Annotated in this window: 23 protein-coding genes; 6 read left to right on the top strand and 17 right to left on the bottom strand. The window is 58.2% G+C overall.

The window, feature by feature from the left end:
• Positions 1 to 14: 14 nt before the first annotated feature.
• The 5 genes from AC2FH9_RS18645 to AC2FH9_RS18625 all read right to left on the bottom strand — a co-directional run bounded on the left by AC2FH9_RS18645 (position 15) and on the right by AC2FH9_RS18625 (position 6,617).
• Positions 15 to 812 carry a class II glutamine amidotransferase gene (locus AC2FH9_RS18645; RefSeq protein ID WP_271951405.1) on the bottom strand — a complete coding sequence of 266 codons (798 nt, stop codon included), beginning with the start codon at positions 810 to 812 and terminating at the stop codon, positions 15 to 17.
• Positions 813 to 973: 161 nt separating this feature from the next.
• Positions 974 to 1,324, bottom strand: coding sequence for a hypothetical protein (locus AC2FH9_RS18640; RefSeq protein ID WP_281973514.1), 351 nt, complete (start codon positions 1,322 to 1,324; stop codon positions 974 to 976).
• Positions 1,325 to 1,378: 54 nt separating this feature from the next.
• A complete protein-coding gene (locus tag AC2FH9_RS18635) occupies positions 1,379 to 4,834 on the bottom strand; it encodes a chromosome segregation SMC family protein (RefSeq protein WP_496872565.1) in 3,456 nt (1,151 codons plus the stop codon).
• Between the two features lie 140 nt (positions 4,835 to 4,974).
• The gene (locus AC2FH9_RS18630) at positions 4,975 to 5,382 is read right to left on the bottom strand and encodes a hypothetical protein (RefSeq protein WP_496872563.1); all 408 of its coding nucleotides are present in this window, start codon (positions 5,380 to 5,382) and stop codon (positions 4,975 to 4,977) included.
• Positions 5,383 to 5,426: 44 nt separating this feature from the next.
• On the bottom strand, positions 5,427 to 6,617 hold the full coding sequence (locus tag AC2FH9_RS18625; RefSeq protein WP_496872561.1) for an aminotransferase-like domain-containing protein: 1,191 nt from the start codon (positions 6,615 to 6,617) through the stop codon (positions 5,427 to 5,429).
• A gap of 150 nt (positions 6,618 to 6,767) precedes the next feature.
• Here AC2FH9_RS18625 and AC2FH9_RS18620 point away from each other — a divergent pair, with 150 nt between their 5' ends.
• A complete protein-coding gene (locus AC2FH9_RS18620; protein ID WP_496698462.1) occupies positions 6,768 to 7,538 on the top strand; it encodes an FCD domain-containing protein in 771 nt (256 codons plus the stop codon).
• Complete coding sequence (locus AC2FH9_RS18615) at positions 7,538 to 8,032, top strand: metal-dependent hydrolase (protein WP_496698464.1); 495 nt, start codon at positions 7,538 to 7,540, stop codon at positions 8,030 to 8,032. Before AC2FH9_RS18620 ends, AC2FH9_RS18615 begins: the two co-directional genes overlap by 1 nt.
• Here the strand turns inward: AC2FH9_RS18615 and AC2FH9_RS18610 are convergent.
• The 7 genes from AC2FH9_RS18610 to AC2FH9_RS18580 all read right to left on the bottom strand — a co-directional run bounded on the left by AC2FH9_RS18610 (position 8,029) and on the right by AC2FH9_RS18580 (position 12,733).
• Entirely contained in the window at positions 8,029 to 8,889 is an 861-nt protein-coding gene (locus tag AC2FH9_RS18610; RefSeq protein ID WP_496872558.1) for a glycosyltransferase family 2 protein, read from the bottom strand. The two genes, AC2FH9_RS18615 and AC2FH9_RS18610, sit on opposite strands and share 4 nt — an antisense overlap.
• Positions 8,890 to 9,066: 177 nt before the next feature.
• Complete coding sequence (locus tag AC2FH9_RS18605) at positions 9,067 to 9,627, bottom strand: F0F1 ATP synthase subunit B (RefSeq protein ID WP_496698468.1); 561 nt, start codon at positions 9,625 to 9,627, stop codon at positions 9,067 to 9,069.
• A 5-nt stretch (positions 9,628 to 9,632) separates the two neighbouring features.
• Positions 9,633 to 10,184, bottom strand: a complete 552-nt coding sequence (locus AC2FH9_RS18600; RefSeq protein ID WP_271951428.1) for a F0F1 ATP synthase subunit B' — start codon at positions 10,182 to 10,184, stop codon at positions 9,633 to 9,635.
• An 86-nt stretch (positions 10,185 to 10,270) separates the two neighbouring features.
• The gene (locus AC2FH9_RS18595; RefSeq protein WP_005981269.1) at positions 10,271 to 10,495 is read right to left on the bottom strand and encodes a F0F1 ATP synthase subunit C; all 225 of its coding nucleotides are present in this window, start codon (positions 10,493 to 10,495) and stop codon (positions 10,271 to 10,273) included.
• A gap of 48 nt (positions 10,496 to 10,543) precedes the next feature.
• On the bottom strand, positions 10,544 to 11,302 hold the full coding sequence (locus AC2FH9_RS18590; protein WP_496698470.1) for a F0F1 ATP synthase subunit A: 759 nt from the start codon (positions 11,300 to 11,302) through the stop codon (positions 10,544 to 10,546).
• 2 nt (positions 11,303 to 11,304) lie between these two features.
• Complete coding sequence (locus AC2FH9_RS18585; RefSeq protein ID WP_142639174.1) at positions 11,305 to 11,637, bottom strand: AtpZ/AtpI family protein; 333 nt, start codon at positions 11,635 to 11,637, stop codon at positions 11,305 to 11,307.
• 184 nt (positions 11,638 to 11,821) lie between these two features.
• The gene (locus AC2FH9_RS18580; protein ID WP_496692180.1) at positions 11,822 to 12,733 is read right to left on the bottom strand and encodes a DMT family transporter; all 912 of its coding nucleotides are present in this window, start codon (positions 12,731 to 12,733) and stop codon (positions 11,822 to 11,824) included.
• 83 nt (positions 12,734 to 12,816) lie between these two features.
• On the opposite strand from AC2FH9_RS18580, the gene AC2FH9_RS18575 reads away from it, so the two are divergent.
• On the top strand, positions 12,817 to 13,149 hold the full coding sequence (locus tag AC2FH9_RS18575) for an ArsR/SmtB family transcription factor (RefSeq protein ID WP_142639170.1): 333 nt from the start codon (positions 12,817 to 12,819) through the stop codon (positions 13,147 to 13,149).
• A 5-nt stretch (positions 13,150 to 13,154) separates the two neighbouring features.
• Here AC2FH9_RS18575 and AC2FH9_RS18570 read toward each other — a convergent pair whose 3' ends face one another.
• The 4 genes from AC2FH9_RS18570 to AC2FH9_RS18555 all read right to left on the bottom strand — a co-directional run bounded on the left by AC2FH9_RS18570 (position 13,155) and on the right by AC2FH9_RS18555 (position 15,790).
• The gene (locus AC2FH9_RS18570) at positions 13,155 to 13,568 is read right to left on the bottom strand and encodes a universal stress protein (protein WP_496750820.1); all 414 of its coding nucleotides are present in this window, start codon (positions 13,566 to 13,568) and stop codon (positions 13,155 to 13,157) included.
• Positions 13,569 to 13,667: 99 nt separating this feature from the next.
• Complete coding sequence (locus tag AC2FH9_RS18565; RefSeq protein ID WP_496872554.1) at positions 13,668 to 13,931, bottom strand: hypothetical protein; 264 nt, start codon at positions 13,929 to 13,931, stop codon at positions 13,668 to 13,670.
• A gap of 69 nt (positions 13,932 to 14,000) precedes the next feature.
• Complete coding sequence (locus AC2FH9_RS18560; RefSeq protein ID WP_496750821.1) at positions 14,001 to 14,915, bottom strand: DMT family transporter; 915 nt, start codon at positions 14,913 to 14,915, stop codon at positions 14,001 to 14,003.
• On the bottom strand, positions 14,912 to 15,790 hold the full coding sequence (locus AC2FH9_RS18555; RefSeq protein WP_142639300.1) for a LysR family transcriptional regulator: 879 nt from the start codon (positions 15,788 to 15,790) through the stop codon (positions 14,912 to 14,914). Before AC2FH9_RS18555 ends, AC2FH9_RS18560 begins: the two co-directional genes overlap by 4 nt.
• 117 nt (positions 15,791 to 15,907) lie before the next feature.
• Between AC2FH9_RS18555 and AC2FH9_RS18550 the strand changes: the two genes are divergently transcribed.
• The gene (locus AC2FH9_RS18550) at positions 15,908 to 16,489 is read left to right on the top strand and encodes an FMN-dependent NADH-azoreductase (RefSeq protein ID WP_496750822.1); all 582 of its coding nucleotides are present in this window, start codon (positions 15,908 to 15,910) and stop codon (positions 16,487 to 16,489) included.
• 66 nt (positions 16,490 to 16,555) lie between these two features.
• Positions 16,556 to 17,296 carry an aspartate/glutamate racemase family protein gene (locus tag AC2FH9_RS18545; RefSeq protein ID WP_496872591.1) on the top strand — a complete coding sequence of 247 codons (741 nt, stop codon included), beginning with the start codon at positions 16,556 to 16,558 and terminating at the stop codon, positions 17,294 to 17,296.
• On the opposite strand, the gene AC2FH9_RS18540 is transcribed toward AC2FH9_RS18545, so the two are convergent.
• Positions 17,297 to 17,827, bottom strand: coding sequence for a prolyl-tRNA synthetase associated domain-containing protein (locus tag AC2FH9_RS18540; protein ID WP_496872551.1), 531 nt, complete (start codon positions 17,825 to 17,827; stop codon positions 17,297 to 17,299).
• Positions 17,828 to 17,916: 89 nt separating this feature from the next.
• Here AC2FH9_RS18540 and AC2FH9_RS18535 point away from each other — a divergent pair, with 89 nt between their 5' ends.
• Positions 17,917 to 18,435, top strand: coding sequence for a hypothetical protein (locus tag AC2FH9_RS18535; RefSeq protein WP_496872550.1), 519 nt, complete (start codon positions 17,917 to 17,919; stop codon positions 18,433 to 18,435).
• The last annotated feature ends 119 nt before the right edge of the window (positions 18,436 to 18,554 follow it).

Here is an 18,554-nt window from a genome sequence, read left to right as displayed (position 1 = left end):
TTCGATACGGCGATCTAGGCGACTTCGGCGTCCAAAGATCGCCCGTTCGGCTCAAACACATGCATCTGCAGCCTATCGCCGCGTGTTTCGATGGCGGTATTTGCCGGGATCTCGGCCCAATCGCCATTCTTCGCATCCAGCGGCTCAGACGCGATAATGATCCCATCATCGCAGGGCCTGTAATGCAGGCTGGGTGCGAAACGGTCCGAGGCATAGCGCGCAGCAAACAGGCGATCTCCATCGGACCAGCAGGCGGCAAAGCGCATATGGGGTAGGCTTCCTTTAGCGCGGGCAAGCACCTCGACACGGTGCACCGCACGCTCCATCGCGGCGATGGGTTCGGCGTCCAACCCTTCGCCATGGGCAATCAGAAAAATCGCCTCGCTTTCAGTTGCGCCAAGGCGATGATCGTACAGGTGGCTAGGTATCATCCCGTCAAGCTGTTGGCGGATACGGTCATGGCCGCCGGCCTGCCCGTTATGCATAAAGCTCCACTTACCACAGCCAAAGGGATGGCAGTTGTTCCGCGACGTGGCAGTCCCTGTTGAGGCACGTACATGCGCCAGGAACAGGTGCGATTTCGTGTGATGGGTCAACTGTTTCAGGTTGGCATCCGACCAAGCCGGGTTGGTGTCTTTGTAAAAACAAGGCGTTTCGCGCCCGGAATACCAGGCCAACCCAAAACCATCCGCGTTGATCGGCGTTTTGCCAATCAGGGCATTTCTGCTTTGATGCACCAGCGACTGTTCCTGGTCCATAACAAGTTCGTCCAGAAACCGTTTCGCACCCGCCCAAGCCAGAAATCTGCACATCGACCCGCCTCTTTTGATCCGTTGTTGATACGGGAAATTACAACAACGCGGGGTGAGAATTCGCCCCTGATCTCCATCTAATTTTGAAATATTACGATTAAATGACCACCAAAAATCCAAATATTCAGATCAATTTCAACAGTTGCCCGGTTTCTTGAATGTCACTCGGGCCGTACCGGGAAACGCTCTCCCTTTTCCGTGATCAGGATCAGGCGTCCAGCACTCAGGACATAAAGATCACATCGACCGAACCCGTTTCTGTATTGCACGCAGATACTGCCATCCTCCGCGATGGAATAGGTTCCGAACGCGGATTCTCCGCTGGCATAGGTATAGGAATAGGCCCCGCCAGCCGAGTATCGCGACTGCCCGTCATCATAAAAGGTCAGCGTCCGACCCGCCAGCGCCGTCAACTCTTGTTGGGTCAGAGGGACGTCATCGGGCTTGGTCGTCCATTCCGCGGCCCCTAAAGGGGTAGCAGTCAGTAGGGCGATGATCAGGAAACGGGTCATGGCAGCAGCCTAACCCAATTCTTACGAAACCGCTCATAACGTTGCAGTGAGAGGTCAGGCGACCATCTGTTCGGCTTTCTTCAGATCAACCGAGACCAGCTGGCTGACACCCTGTTCTTGCATGGTGACGCCGAACAGACGATCCATCCGCGCCATGGTCACCGCGTGGTGGGTAATGATCAGGAACCGTGTGTCGGTCTGGCGGCACATCTCGTCCAGAAGGTCGCAGAACCGGGTCACGTTGGCATCATCCAGCGGAGCATCGACCTCGTCCAGAACACAGATCGGAGCCGGGTTCGCCAGAAAGACGCCAAAGATCAGGGCCGTCGCGGTCAGGGTCTGTTCACCACCCGAAAGCAGGCTGAGCGTCGACAGTTTCTTGCCCGGCGGCTGGCACATGATTTCAAGGCCGGCATCCAGCGGGTCGTCGCTTTCGACCATGACCAGATTGGCCTCGCCACCACCAAAGAGATGCTTGAACAACATGGCGAAGTTCGAATTCACCTGTTCAAACGCGGTCAATAGCCGTTCGCGTCCTTCGCGGTTGAGGCTGGAGATGCCGCTGCGCAGCGCTTTGATCGCCTCTTCGAGATCGGCCTTTTCGCCGTTCAGCGTGTCGAATTCTTCCTGAACCTCTTTGCTGTCCTCTTCGGCACGCAGGTTTACCGCGCCCATCGCATCTCGCTGGCGTTTGTGGCGGTTGACCTCGGCCTCAAGAGCATCGGCAGCCGGCATCTGGTCGGGATTCACATCCAGCTGGTTCAGCAACTGGTTCGGGGTTAGCTGTTGATCCTCAGCGATACGCTCGGCCGCTGCCGATACGGCCTCTTTGGCGGCATCACAGCGCGCCTCAGCGGCGGCACGGCTTTCGCGCGCTTCCGAAGCCAAACGTTCCGCTTCGCGCTCAGCCAGCACAATCTCTCGCTGGCGGGACTCGGCGGCAGCCAGCTTGTCGGCGGCCTCGGCCCGGCGGGCTTCGGCAGTTTCAATCAATTCGTTCAACTCTTCACGCGCCTCGGCGATTTCGCCCGGAGCAGCCATCGCTTCGGATAGCTCTTCCTCGGAACTTTCCTTGCGCTCGGCCAGTTCCGAGATCCGCTTTTCGGCGCTGTCCAGGCGGTGCCGCCAACCGCTGAGGTCTTTGGTGACCTCTTGTGTACGGCGGGTACGGGCCTCGCCCTCGCGGCGCAGCTCGTCATGGGACGAGCGGTGAGTCAGCATCGTGATCCGCGCCGCCTCGACCGTCTGCTTGATGTCTTCGACCTGCGCGCGGGCATTGTCGAGATTGCCCAGACCGGTCAAGGCGCCCTCGGCCTCGCGCAGTTGGGCACGGGCGGACATCGCATCCTCTTTGTGGCGATCAACGGCAAGCGCCAGCGTTTCCAGCCTGCCCTGCGCCAGATTGCGATCGGCCTCGGCCCTGCTGAGCAGACGCGCGGTTTCAGCCATGCGCTGATCGGCGGCGCGGCGTGCCTCGCGGGCGCGGCGGTCAGCCTCGGTCACGTCAGCCAGTTGTTGCGACAGCGTCTCGTGCGCGGCGCGGGCCCCGTCGGCCTGCGCCTCGGTCCGGGCCAGTTCCTGTTTCAGTGCCTCAAGTTTGTTGAGCTGTTCAAGCCGCAGGGCGGCCGCACTTGGCGCATCCTCGGCCCAGGCACGGAATCCGTCCCACCGCCACAGATCGCCCGAACGCGAAACCAACCGTTGACCGGGTTTAAGCGAGGCTTGCAAGCGTGCGCCCTGATCCGCGTCAACCAAACCGATCTGCGCGATCCGGCGGCTGAGGCGATCCGGTCCGGACACGTGTAACGCCAGCGGCTCGGCCCCATCGGGCAGCGATTGATCGGCATCGTAACCCGCAACCGGAACCCAGCCTGATGGCCCGTCGCCCTCAACCAAGGGTGCCCTCAGATCATCCGCAAGCGCAGCGCCCAATGCCTTTTCATAACCCGGAGCCACACGCAGCATGTCGAGCACCTGCCCGCCTTCTGCGGTATCCCGTTCAACCAGCTTGGCCAGAGCTGTGGTCTCGGCGCGGATCGCACCCAGCTCACCTTCAGCTTCGGATCTTTTCGCACGCGCCTCGGCCTCGCGGCCCTGGGTTTCATTGCGTAACTCGTCAGCGGCGGCCAGTGCCTCTTCGGCGGCTTCAGAGGCCTCGCGAGCCTCTTCTTCACCCTCTTGCGCGGCCTCAAATGCTTCGGCCGAGCGGGTCAGGGCTGCTTTCGCCTCATCCACCGCAGCGCGGGCCTTTTCCTCTTCGCCTTCCGAGCGGGCCAGCGTTTTGCGGCTGTCGTCGACCAATCGCTGGCCGGACTGGTGGCGCGCAACCAGACGCGCCATATCCTCAGTCTCTTGTGACAAGTGGTCTTCGCGGTCTTGCAGGACAGAGGCCGCTTCGCGCGCGACCTCGGCGGCCTCGGCGACTTTTTCGTCGTGGCCATCGGCAGCCTTGGCCAATTCACGAGCTTCCCATTCCAGCCGTTCGATCATCTGTCCCGCATCGCGGTTCAGCCCGGCCTCGCGCTCGATATCGTTGCCAAGCTGCTGAATGCGATTGGTCAATGTCTCAATCGTCTGACGGGCGCGGGTTTCCTGATCCGACAACTGATCCCGCTGCACCTGTTGGCGCTGCAGGACGGCGGCGGCAATGGCCTCTTCCTCGCGCAGGGGTGGCAGGGTTTCTTCGATTTCCGCCCGACTTGCGACGGCAGAGCGTGCATCAGCTTCGGCGTGCGACGCCTCGGTCAGGCGTTCGCGCAGCTTTTCCTCGGCCTGCTGGCGGGCCATGTCGGCCTCTTTCCAGCGACGATAGAGCAACATGCCTTCGGCTTGGCGCAGCTGCTCTCCGATTTCGCGATAGCGGGCGGCCTGACGCGCCTGACGGGCCAGCTGCGCCAGCTGTCCGCCCAGTTGTTCCAGCACGTCATCCACACGGGTCAGGTTGGCCTCGGTACCCTTCAGCTTCAACTCGGCCTCGTGTCGGCGCTGATAGAGGCCCGAAATTCCGGCCGCCTCTTCCAGAATGCGGCGGCGAGAGCGGGGTTTGGCGTTAATCAGTTCGGCAATGCGGTTCTGTCCGACCAGCGCCGGAGAATGTGCACCCGTTGACGCGTCGGCGAACAACATCTGCACATCACGCGCCCGCACATCCTTGCCATTGGTCTTATAGGCGCTGCCGACATCTCGGGTGATGCGGCGGACAATCTCAAGCTGGTCGCTGTCATTGAAACCCGAGGGCGCGAGCCGTTCGGAGTTGTCCATGGTCAGCACAACTTCGGCAAAATTGCGGGCCGGCCGCGTGGCGGCCCCGGCGAAAATCACATCTTCCATCGCGCCACCGCGCATGGATTTGGGTCGGTTTTCCCCCATCACCCAACGCAGAGCTTCCAGCAGATTGGATTTGCCACAACCATTAGGGCCCACAACACCGGTCAACCCATCCGCGATAATCAGATCGGTCGGATCAACAAAGCTTTTGAAGCCGGTGAGTTTGAGTTTGCTAAAGCGCAAAGGCAATGGGTCCCGTGATTCCTATACCTTTGAAGTCTGCGCAACGGATTGGGGGTGAGTCAACGGAGTCGCGCAGGATATGGGATATATGGCCCACTTATCCACAACATCTTGCCTAAATCCGCAAGAAAAAGCGCGATTCAGTAGGCTGTACACTCAAAGACCTGATAGCCGTCGCCGTCACCAAGGTCTTGAAACAGCCCGGTATCAATGCATTCGTAATTCGGGACTGAAACCGCCGTCAGCAGCAACCGCTTGCCCATGGCGCGGTCACAACCCAAAACGCCAACGGTCACGGCCGCGTCGCCCAGGACATCCAGTATCGGGCATCCCGAGACCTGAGCCATCGCCATGGCCGCTCGTTCGCGGATCGGGCCAAGACGCGGAGCATATTGCGAATTGACCCGAACGGCTTCGGCCAGATCTCCGCGCAAGCGAACATCAAATACGCTGCCATTCACAGCGATACGCGTCGCATGAACATCGCGAAAGTGGGGGGTCCCGGCCGAACATGCAGCCAGCATCAGAAAAGACAAAATCCGGATCATATCCGCATCATTGCCAAAACTGGTTAACAGAACCTTTCCTTCGCTCAGGCCCTAAGTACTATTCCCAAGCGGCGAATACCTTCGCGGATCGTATCCTCATCCGAGTTCGAGAAACTCAACCGGATCGTATTGGCGCCCGAGCCATCTGCGAAAAAGGCCCGACCCGGTACAAAGGCCAGTTTCACTGTGTCGAGCGCACGGGCCAGCAGGTCTGCCCCGTTCATACCAGTAGGCAGAGTCACCCAGATAAACATACCACCCTGGGGATGCGTCCACTGAACGCCATCGGGCATGTTCTGTTGTAACGCATCCAGCATAGCATCGCGCCTGGCACCATAGGTCTGGCGCAAAAGCGGGATGTGCGTGTCAAAATGCGCGCGGGCAACCTGCTCAACCGCCATCTGGTTCAACGTGGGCGAATGCAAATCCGCCGCCTGCTTGACCAATACCAGTTGCGAGATAATGGGCTTGGCGGCCACCACCCAGCCAACGCGCAAACCGGGAGACAGCGTTTTCGAGAAGCTACCGCAATAGATCGTACGGCAGACCTCGATCGACCCTTTTCGCGCCTGTTCTAACGCCAAAACCGGAGGGATGGCATCTCCTTCATAGCGCAGAGCCTGATAGGCGCCGTCCTCGATCACCGCTATATTCAGATCATCGGCAAGATCCAGCAGGTATTCTCGACCACGCAGGTCAACGGTCTCACCGGTTGGATTTGCGAAATCAGGCGACAGATAAGCGAATTTGACCGCGCCCTCGCCTGCGGCTTCGGAATATTCGGCGGCACCTCCATTGCCATTAAGCATAAGACGGTCGAACCGGGGCTCGTAGGCATCAAAGGCGTTGATCGCCCCCAGATAGGTCGGCCAGCCGATCAACGCAGTATCCCCTGGCGACAAATAGAGCTTGCCCAGATAATCCAAGGCCTGTTGCGATCCCGAGGTGATCAGGATGTTATCGACACTACAATCGACGCCGATCTCGCGCATATGCTGCACAAGCCATTCGCGCAATGGACCATAGCCCTCGCTGACTGAATATTGCAGCGCCTGCGGCCCAGCATTCAAAGCGGCCTGACAAGCTTGGGCAAAGGCCTCGGTGGGAAACAGGTTTGGGTCTGGGATGCCGCCGGCGAACGAGATGATTCCCGGCTGATCAAGAAGTTTCAACAACTCGCGGATTTCCGATGCTTTCATCCGGGACGCGCGCGTTGCAAACAGATTCTGGGTCATCCTTGGCCTCCTCCTGCCCTGTTGCGACCCACCCTAGGTGCAAATTTTATAATGTCAATATTGCTGACCTAAATTCAACTCCACCCCCCTGCTTGAACCAGGCCCGGATACGTGGTCATATGAATTGACCAATTTCGAAAACGCGCCGCCATGCCCTTCCAAAAGATCCAAACTGAAAAGCTGTCCATTGCGGTGGTCAAACAAATCGAGTTGCTGATTCTGCGCGGGATCCTGCGCCCCGGAGAACGTTTGCCTGCAGAACGGGAATTGGCCGACCGTCTGGGCGTTTCACGCCCCTCACTGCGCGAAGCGATTTCTGATCTTCAGCATCAGGGTTTGCTGACAGCCAAGGCAGGGTCAGGAATCTATGTTGCCGAAGTCTTAGGCTCGGCTTTTTCACCGGCTCTGATCCGGTTGTTCAGCAGCCATGACGAGGCGGTTTTCGACTATCTGTCCTTCCGCCGGGACATGGAAGGGCTTGCAGCAGAACGCGCGGCAAGACTGGGGTCCGAAAGCGATCTGAAGGTCATACAGGCGATCTTTGACAAGATGGAAGCCGCCCATGCCCGCAATGCGGCCGAGGAAGAGGCCCATCTGGATGCGCAGTTCCACATGGCCATCATTGAGGCCAGTCACAACGTGGTCATGCTGCATATGATGCGGTCGATGTTTGACCTGCTACGACAGGGTGTCTTCTACAATCGGCAGATGATGTTCCGGCAGCGTACGACGCGAGACGCCATTCTGGATCAGCACCGGGAAATCAATTCAGCGCTGCAGGCTCGCGACCCTGAGGCGGCGCGCGTTGCAGTCCAGGAGCATCTGGGCTTTGTTCGCATCTGCATGGAAGACCACCAGAAAGCCCTGCGGAACGAAGCCATTGCGCAGCAGCGCCTGGACCATGAGACAGGACAGCACTGATGTTCATTGGGCACCTACCTGGTGCGTATCTGGTCTTTCGCACTGCGACGCCCGGATTGGATAAAGCTGCGTTTGCCGCTGCGATGATTGGTTCCATCGCCCCAGATATCGATTTGCTGTGGTTCTATTTCGTAGACAATCGCAGCCACCACCATCACGAATACCTCACACACCGCCCTCTGCTTTGGCTCGGCATCCTGACGCTCGGCCTGCTGCTGCGGCTAAGATTCCCGCGCGCAGGACTCATTACTGCAGCCTTCGGCGCCGGGGGTCTGGTGCATATGACCTTGGATTCGATTGTTGGCGAAGTGGCATGGGCTTGGCCAATTTTCGAATTCACCCACCCGCTGGTGGTTGTTCAGGCCACGCATTCTCATTGGATTTTATCTTTTCTAAGCCATTGGACCTTCAAGATCGAAATCGCAATCACTCTCCTGGCGGCCTATGTGTGGTGGACCAGCAGGCGCAAGAAACAGCAGGGCCTTGAGGGTTAAATTCCGTTCAGCCGCCGCTTAAGACTGTGAACCCACAAATTTGGCCGTTTCATTGCCTTCGGGTCCTGACTGGACAGCGACGGAAACAACCCTTCAGCTTCGGTCCGAGAGCGCAATTCCAACGGCGTGTCCAATATCGCCCCGATCAGGTCATCCGACCGGCTCTGCGCCTGACGCTCGACCTCAATCGCCTGAAGCATTTCCGAATGGTAAGCCTCAGCCGCTTCGGACCGCTGGCCCTTGCGGAACCGGAAAGCCCCGACCTGAGCATGCACGGGCACCAAATCGGTATGTCGCGAAAACCGCAGCCATAGCTCTCCGTCGACGGCAAGCTTGAGGTTCTCGTTTAGTTGGCCCCCGACCTGATCCCAAAGGTCACGCCGCCAATAGGTCGATTCCTGCTGAACCCACTGATAATCCCCGGCAAGCAGTCTTACCCGTGAAACGGGCTTTGGGCGCCGTACAGTCAGGACATTGTCTTCTTCGTCAATGCACGTGACCCGCCCGGTCATCCAATTCATGTTATTGTTCAACGCAAACAGCGATCCTACCGTGGCAAGGCCGCCGGGAATAAGAACATCGTCCGAATTGATCCAACCCATTACGTCGCCCGTGGCCACTGCAAAGCCTTTGTTTACAGCGTTGGCCTGCCCGGTATCCGGGCCCGAGATGATATGTGAAAACGCATCGCGGTACTTTTCGACCACCTCCATCGAACCATCGGTGCTACCGCCGTCCGACAGGATCAGGTCCAGCTTGGGATATTCCTGCTCAAGCACAGAGAGGATTGTCCGTTCGATGAAATCGACGCAGTTCAGGTTGGGAATAACGACACTGATCGTCGGCAATTCGGTCATAAAGGGCTCTTATCCAGTCCGGTTTCGGCAAATGCCGTCGCACGGGCGCAAAATTGGTTGGAGTGTTTCCGAATATGTAACGCAGACAATCAGTCCCCGGTCAAATCGGGAAGCGGGGTGCGATATTCGCAGCCCAATGTCCGGACCCGGCAGATGTGCTGCCGGGTCGGAATTGTCTTAGTGAAGCTTTTCGTTCACATCCACAATGGATGCGTCGATCAGCTTGTTGGCCTGCGCGGCGGTCATCTGCTTGGCCAGCACAGCATTGGCTGCAGAAATAGCAACGGTGATGGCCTGATCGCGGACTTCCTTGACAGCCGACGCTTCAGCCGAAGCAATCTGATCCTGCGCGGTCGCCAGACGGCGCGCGATGGATTTCTCCAGATCGTCCTTGGCCTGCTCAGCTGCCAGAACCGCATCTTCCTTTGCGGCGGCCACGATGGCATCCGCCTGACCCTGAACCTCGCGTTGCTTGCGCTCGTACGAGGCAAGCAGGCTGCGCGCTTCTTCATGCAGGGCGCGAGCTTCGTCCAGTTCGGACTTGATGCCTTCGGCACGCTTATCCAGCGCTCCACCGATCATGCCCGGGACCTTGAAGTAGAACAGGACTGCGATGAAAACGATGAAGCCCAGCAGAACCACAAAGTCGGTGTTGCCAAGCGAGAAAAACGGGCCACTTGCGGCCAGCGCGGGGCTGGCGGCAGCAAATGTCAGGATAAGGGCAAGAGTGTTCCGCATGTCACTTATCCTTTTGTCTGCGCGTCAACCGCACCGTTGATGGTTTTGGCATCAGCCTCGCCACCCAGAGCGGTAACCAGTTCTACTGCCGTATCCTTGGCAACGATTTGAATGCTTTCCAGCGCACCTGCACGGATGTCGGCAATTGCCTTTTCCGATTCAGCCGCTTTTGCAGCGATTTCAGCATCTGCCTTGGCAATCGCGTCATCCAGACCAGACTGGATTTCGGCGCGTGCTTCGGCAGCGATACGCTGTGCCTCAGAACGGGCATCGGCCAGCGCCTTGTTATAGGCCTCTTCAGCCTCGACCGCTTTGGCCTTTAGATCTTCGGCCGCAGCCAGGTCATTTGTAATGGTCCCCTGACGTTCCGCCAGGATTGCCGCGATGCGGGGCAAAGCCACGCGGGACAGGACCAGAAAGATGACGACCAGCGTGATGACCAGCCAGAAAATCTGGTTGGGGAACCAATCGAAGCAAAGCTGAGGCATACCAATCGCCGATCCATGAGAGTCAACGCAGGTGCCAGCCACCTCTTCGTATACGGGTTCTGTCGCCATGATGTCCTCCGTCGGAACGTTGTCTTTACAACAGGCGGGCCGCTATGGCTTGGGCCCACCTGCGCGTAAGGATCAGGTTCCGCAGATTAGACGGCGAACATCAGCAGCAGCGAAACTAGGAATGCAAAGATCCCCAGGGCTTCTGCAAATGCGATACCGATGAACAGGGTTGCGGTCTGCGAAGCAGCCGCCGAAGGGTTGCGCAGAGCGCCAGCCAGGAAGTTGCCTGCTACGTTGCCCACCCCGATTGCGGCTGCGCCGGAACCGATTGCTGCCAGGCCTGCGCCGATGTGTGCGAGATCGCCTTCCATGATGTTTCTCCTTACGAATTGGAAGTTTCGATGTTTGGGTATCGGACCTTAGTGCGACGGATGCAGTGCATCCTTCAGATATACACAGGTCAGAATGGTGAATACGTAGGCCTGGATAAAGGCCACCAGGACCTCAAGACCGTACATTGCGGTGATCGCCAGAACGGACACAGGCGAGATCACGGCAATCGCGGCGAAGCCTGCGAAAACCTTGATAACCGCGTGGCCTGCCATGACGTTACCGGCAAGACGAATAGAGTGGCTGACCGGGCGAACGAAATACGAGATCAGCTCGATAATCGCCAGGATCGGGCGCAGCGCCAGCGGCGCGCTTGAGACCCAGAACAGGCCCAGGAACCCGGCGCCGTTCTTGACAAAACCCAGAATAGTCACAGTCAGGAACACGGCCAGCGCCAGTGGGATGGTCACGGCGAAATGCGATGTGGTTGTGAACGAGGTCGGGATCAGACCCAGGAAGTTCGCGGACACGATGAACATGAACAGGGTCATGACATAGGGGAAGTATTTGACGCCATCCTTGCCGCAGATGTCTTCAAGCATCTTGTAGATAAAGCCATAGGCCAGTTCGGCCACCGACTGCATGCGCGTCGGGACAATGGCGCGCTTGGACGTGCTGAGCACCAGCAGGCCGATCACAGCGAGAATTGCGAAAAACAGCCACAGAGTGACGTTAGTGGGCGTGTACCAAGCAATCGCACCGTCGCCAAAAAGCGGTTTGACGATGAACTGATCCATCGGATGGAAAACCAGGCTGCTGCCTTCTGCTGCGGTGGTCTCGGTTGCCACGTTCAGTCCCTCTCGTCTTCGTCGGCCTTGTCGGCCATCTGTTTCTCTTGCGCCTGTTGTGCGCTGCGGAGCATAACCTTTACCCCGGCGACCAGACCCAGCAATGTGAACAGCACCAGGAAGATCGGGATTGTCCCGAACAGGCTGTCCAGCCCGTATCCGATGCCAAATCCGATCCCCAGACCGGATACCATTTCGATGACCATCCGCCAGGCAAGCTCGCCTCCCGAATAATCGGCGTCCGCACGGGCCTCAGGCTTTGACTTGGCCTTTTTCGCCGCCGTGATCTTAGCCTCAAGCTGCGCCATACGCTGCTTTTGGTCATCATCAGTCACGGGCGTTTCCCTCGTACAGTCTTGGGCACGGTGCTAAGGGGCGGAGAGCGCAGAGTCAACGGCGTTGGCAGCCCGAATTGCCGCACTTTACTCTATTGTTTTTAAAGGCATTTTTTCTGAGTCACCATAGGCGTGATCAGCCCGAACCACAGGAAGCGGGTACAAAGGCACGGAATCCGCATATTCAACCTTTTGGTTGATCTTTGCCCGAGACCCCCTGCCAGATACGTCTGATCACGCGCCCGTCGATCAGCAGCAGACCGGCGAAGATCGCTGCCATTCCCAGCAGATGCTCGGGCCGCAGGGTTTCCCCCAGCACCCATGTTCCAAGCACCAGCGCCGAAACAGGCGCAATCAATGTCACTGTCGAGATATTGGTCGGGCCAACCTTGGGCAGCAACCAGTAGAACGCGATAAAGGCGGCGGATGTCAGCACAAACCCGATCATCGCCAGCGAGGCCCAAGTCTCGGCCCGGGTTATATGGGGTAGTCCTTCTTGCCAAAGCGCCAAGGGCGTGATGGCCAGCGTAGCACCCGTCAATGCAAGGGCGGTCAGAACCACAGGTTGCATATCCCGGAAGGCCCGCGCGATGTTGACTGAGAACGCATAGCAGATCGGTGCGCAAAGTGTCAGAAGGATCGCCCAAAATTCGGACGACGCGCCACCGCCCAGTACAGGCAGAGACAGCACAACGATACCGGTGAAGCCGCAAACCACGCCCAGAGACTTTAACAGGGTGGCACGTTCACTTCCGGGCCAGAAATGCGAAACAATGACGGCAAAGGCCGGTGTCGTTGCATTGACGATCCCTGCCACACCCGAAGCGATATGCTGTTGCCCAAGCGCATAGAAGGCAAAGGGCGCGGCATAGCTGAGCGCACCAAATCCCAACAACCCAAACGCACGTGCCAGTGTCAGATTGACTGGCAATCGCGCCCCGATCACATAGACCCAGCACCCGAGCGCCCCAAATGCAACCCGTCCCATCGACACCGAAAGCGGCCCAAGTTCCCGCAGCAAAATGGCATTAAACATGAAGGACATGCCCCAACCGATGCCAAGAATACAAATCACCAGCCAGTATTTTAGTGACATCCCAACCCCCGATACACATGCCGGGGCACAGTGACCTCATACCGAAAATTGTCAAACCGGTTCTTGCGCTTTAGGAAAGGAGTATGTCCAACGATCTCGATACCGTTTTTGCGGCCCTTGCCGACCCCACACGCCGCGCCATCCTTGCGATGCTGCTGGAGGATGACATGGCGGTGACGGATGTCGCCGAACCGTTCGAGATGTCGCTTGCCGCGATTTCAAAACACCTGGTGATCCTGACCAGAGCCGGTTTGATCAGCCAGGAAAAGCGTGGACGGGTGAAGTGGTGCAAGCTGGAGCCTGACGCGCTGCGATCCGCATCCGTCTGGATGCAAGGGTTCGGGCAGTTCGAGCCGGTCAATCTGGACGCGTTCGAACGATTTCTTGAGGTTGAACTGCCCGCAGCCGAGGAATGATCCGCCTACCTGACTACAAAAACAGAGACACTGGCATGTTTCGCCAGATACCCCGCATGGCTCGAGAATATATAGTCGGTAATACGCGGCGCATGGGTGCCGACGACGATAAGGTCAGCTTCGATTTCTTCGGCAGTCCGTGTCAAGTCACCGTCAACTTCGGCAGCGACATCAACCGAATGGATATTACGATACGCCACTTCGGTCCCGCTGCTTTCAGCCAACTGTTTGGCAAAATCACGTAGGTTCTTGTCAACCGCAGCATCTGACTGAACAGGGTCACCCGGTTGGGTGCCGGTGACACTGACCAAAGTAATCTTGGCCCCCTGCCATTCGGCTATAGCTGCTGCAACTTTGGCGGCCTTGCGCACCTCGGGTGGCAGATGAAGATCAACCGGGATCATGATATGACTGTACATGGGACGTTCCTCCTTGGCCTGAAGCATAGAGAAACCAGAGGGTGCCAGGCCTTGATCTGCCTCAACACCCTCGCCCGCTTGGTCAAACTTTGAAACGGGCTAGCCTTCCTGACTGTATTCAACACCGGTCACGACCCCCGAAGGGTCCGCCCGACACAACCACGGGGCCTGGGCCCCGGCAACGGAAACCGTCGTGACCGACCCGCCCAGTTCGGTATCGGTGGACAATGCCCGAACATCTCCGGGCCGCGTTCCGGTTTCGGCTGCGACCAGCGCCTCGCAACTGGCTTGTAAATCCGTTTCAGATGACCCGGCACAGGCGCCGCAAACCACCAATATCATTATGGAAAGAACTGGTTTCATGTCGTCCCCTTGGACGTTTCATATTCTGGTCTAGGGCCAAGCCTGACACAATTTGGTCGTTTCACAAGTTCAATCGGCTTGCGGCAAAGGACGCGCGGGTTTGCCCCCCTCGGATTTCAGCAGCAAAACCAGGGCCAGGATCGTCAGACCGGCACCAAAATAGACGACAGGGCCAACCGCCTGCTGCCCCAGAGAGATTTCCCACAGAATGACCCAACTGGGAACCAGATAAGTATAAGCCATCACCTTTGCCGATGGCAGGCGCAGCGTTGAATATTGAACCAGCACGAAACTTGCCGCGGTTGCAAAGACCGAAACATAAATCAAACCCACCCAGACTATCGCTGGCAGGTTCGCCCAGTCGGTGGCACGGATCTCGGACCACCCGTAGATCGTCAGCATCAGGCATCCCGCCAGAAGCGTACCAAAAGTAAACACCACTGCAGGCTCTCCACGGTTCAGCTTGCGTACAAGGGGGGTATACAAAGCATGCGCGACACAGCCCCAGAAATAGATGATTTCCCCCTGCCCGATATCGAAGGCGCGCACGGCTTGCCAATCAGCGCGAAAGATCACCCACAGCGCCCCGACTGCCCCAAGGGTCAGTGCAAGCGCCATCCTTGGTGTGGTGATCTGGCGCAACAAGATCCAACCGGCGAATGCGGCCATAACCGGAGTCAGCGTAAAGACCGCTGCCGCGTTGACAGGCGGTGCGGTTTTCAACCCGTAGAACATCAACACGAAATAGGCCGCGAATACTCCGCCCAGAACCAAATAGCGCCACGGGGCTTGTGCCGCGCTGCGCGGCAGGCCGGTGGTCATAAGCGCGGCACCCCCAATCACCACGGATGCGATGCCGAACCGGGCCGCGGTAATGGCTTCGGGCGCGATCTGATTGGCGATCAGTGACCCCAGCGAGAAACTCCCTGCAACCAGGGCCGAAAAAATCAGCATGGCCAGATGGCCACGCGCCTGTTGACTCATTTTGCCCAGCTCTTGGATTGCTCTTTCAGATAGGTCAGAAAGGCCTGCACCTTGGTCGTGCGATGCAGATCCACATGGGTAACAAGCCACAGATCACCAAACCATTCCGGCATCGGGTCGATCACTTCGACCAGGTTCGGATCTCCTGCAGCTGACCAACGTGGCATGAAACCGATACCCGCGCCGGACAGGACCGCCTCGCGGATACAGAAGTTGTTGGTACAACGGAAGGTGATGCGCTCGGCTGGCACGGTCTGGCGCAACCAGCGGGAAAACGGCGCTCGGCTGTTTTCGTCATCGGTACTGATGAAAGAATGATCTGCAAAGTCATCGAGGCTGCCAGGCTTGCCGTGCAGCGCGACATAATCGGTGCTGGCGTATAACCCGACCTCTTGCTTCATAAAGGACTGAACCACGTTGTCGGGCTGATCAGGCGCTGACCCGGCACGGATCGCCACGTGCGCTTCGCCATATTCCAGACGAAACAGCCGATCACCGGTCAGATACCGGACGATCAGTTCCGGGTGCCGTCGCTGAAACTCGGCAAGAACCGGCACCACCAGAGATGCCAGAGAGGACAGCGACGTCACGACCAACTCGCCCGACACGTCATCACCCCGACCCTTCATACGGCCGATCAGTTGATTGAACTGATCCTCAGTCGCCTGTGCCACACGCAACAGGTCCTCTCCGGCTTCGGTCGGGGTATAGCCGCGCGCATGGCGCTGGAACAGCTTGACCGCCAGCCGGGCCTCAATCGCATCAATGTGGCGAATGACGGTGGCATGATGCACACCCAGCACCTCGGCCGCGCCACTGACCGTTCCCATACGCGCCACCTGATAGGCGGTTCTTACCTCGTCCCAGTTGTCCACTGCGGTTTTCCATTGTGCAAATTCTAACAGACCCTGTTGACTTACCAGAGTTTTGTTCGCTCGCGCAACGCTCATATCGGGCCAAGACACATCCTGCACACCAAAGGAAATTGAACCATGACCAAAACTATCCTGCATATCGACGCATCGGCCCGCCGCGAAGGTTCGACCACTCGTGACCTTTCGGCACGCATCGTCAATCACCTGGGCGCTGACCGCATAATTCGCCGTGACCTTGCCACACCTCTGCCGCTGCTGACCGAAGCCTGGGTCAGCGCAAATTTCACCCCTGCCGATCAGCGCAGTGCCATGCAACAGGACCAGTTATCCCTGTCTGACGAGCTGGTTACTGAACTGCAGCAGGCCGATACGCTTGTCATAGGCCTGCCGATCTACAATTTCTCGGTGCCCGCGGCGTACAAAGCCTGGATCGACCTGATTGCCCGCGTCGGAGTGACCTTTTCGTATTCCGAAAGCGGTCCAAAAGGCCTGTTAGATGGAAAGCGCGCGGTTTTGGCCGTTGCGTCGGGTGGCACAGCTGTCGGGTCTGATGTCGATTTTGCCACCACCTATGCCAAGCATGTACTTGGCTTTATCGGTATCCATGACGTCGAAATCGTCGCCGCCGACCAGTTGGCGCTGGATGCCGAAGGTTCTCTCAGCAATGCACGAAATGCGGTTTCGCAACTGGCAGCCTGATTGACCTTCACCTCAGAAAACGTCCAGTCTGTCCTGGATACCAAATGGGCAGACTGGACGCACGCAATGAAAAAGATCGGCATTCTGGGCGGCGTGGGCTGGGCCTCGACCGTTGATTATTACCGGGCGATTGCCGAAGGCGCGGGGCGGTTTTTCGCCCAGCGCGGACATGGATCCCCTCTGCCCATCCCACCCATGACCATCGAGTCCGTGACCCAGGCTAAAACCCGTGCCCTGCGTGGCGTCGCGGGCGATGAGGCCAGTTGGGCCGGATTTGATGCTGTATTTCGGGAAGCTTTGTTAACTCTTGAAGCCTCTGGCTGTGACTTTGGGATTATCGCCTCGAACACACCCCACGCGCGGCTGCATGCAATCCGACAGGGCGTTACGATGCCCATTCTCAGCATCTTCGATGCAACCGCCGAGGTTACGGCCTCGACAGACGCCACGCGCGCGCTGGTTCTGGGCACCACGGTAACGATGCAGGCGACGCACTATGCCAACAAGCTGGGCGAGATTGGCATCAGCGCAAACGCCCGCCTGCCCGAAAGCGAAATTGCAAAGATGCAAGCGATAATCGACGGTGATTTCTACGGCGGCGCGTCAGAAAGCGCCCGTGCGCGCCTGCTGGCCTTTTGTAACCGGCATGCCGAACCCGGAACCGCAATCCTTCTGGCCTGCACGGAACTGCCGCTGGCCTTTCCCGATCATCTGGACGACCCTGTGTTCGAGGCTGACGGGCATCTGTTCATCAACCCGTCCGCTGCACATGTGGCCGCGGCCCTGGACGAAGCGTTAGTGCCCTGATCAGGGCAGCCAGTTCACCGCGCATGTAATCCGATCGAAGAAGGCCATCAAATCAGCGCGCGATATGGCAACTGTGCGGTCGTTGACCAAGGGATGCATGTTGATCACATCGACCTGTTGTGCGGCAGCATCCATGTAAAAGCGTACATCATTCTGCACCCCGTTGATCATCGCCAACGGGCTGACAGCCCCAGGGCGGATGCCGAGGTTTTGCAACAGCCGATCCGCCGAGCCAAAGGACAGGCTGCCGACACCCAGCTCGGCGCCCAGCGCCTTGAGGTCGATGTCGCGGCTCTGTTCCAGCGTCACCAGATAGTTCCGCTTTTTCTTATCGCGCAGATACAGGTTCTTGAGGCGCAACGCATTCTCACCCGGCACCATGAATTGGTCTTCGACCCCTTTGGCATCCTCGACCGTGCGCAGCGGGATATGTGTGTGCAACCGATAGGACAGCCCCCAGACGTCCAGTTGCGCCAACAGCGCATCCGAGCTGAGCGGCAGTGTATCCTGAAAAGCTGATGATGCGTCCATGGGACCCTCCTAATTTGCTGCGCTCATCGCGCAACGCGCGGGCGAATTCAAGCCACGACAGGTGCTGCCTTCGGTGTTAGCGTGCCGCCATGAAAATTACACGCAACACTCCGAACCAACTGATCCTGTCCGATACGCCATGGTTCATCGGCATCATGCTGGTCTTCTTCATTCTGGCTTTTGTCGGCGCAGGCCTGTTTCTGGCCAGCGAAGGCGGTGAGGGCATCTTGTTCGGCATCTTCTTTGCACTGTTCGGCGGTGGAATGGGCTTTGGAGCATTCTGCGCCTTTGTCCGTCGTGTTCAGGTCATCCTGGACCGAAAGGAAGACCGCATAATGATCCGCAGGCAGTCGGTTTTTGGCTATGATACTGTCGAGCATGTGCTTTCAAACCTATCCCATGCAGAGATTGAAAGCACGACATCGAGAAGCGACAAGGGGTCATCCACCCTCTATCGCCCTGTGCTAATATTGGACAAGGGGATGAGCGCGGGACGTCATCCCATCGTCGAAGCGTTCTCGAACGGTCGTGGTGCGCATCGGCTGGTTGATGCGGTCAATAACTGGCTTCCCGCGCGCAAGGTTGACACCGCTAGCCGTTCAGCTTAAATCCCTGCCCAACATCCGGAAGCCTCAGATCTTCCGGTCCCTTGAGTCGTTCAGGGATCGCCCCCCACCAGCGTGTTACGCCCGTGGGGGCAATTGTGCATTTAACCGGTGTTTCTTAT

Source organism: Ruegeria sp. CDSC081, from assembly GCF_059610485.1.
This window is presented reverse-complemented; position numbering and strand designations above follow the sequence as displayed.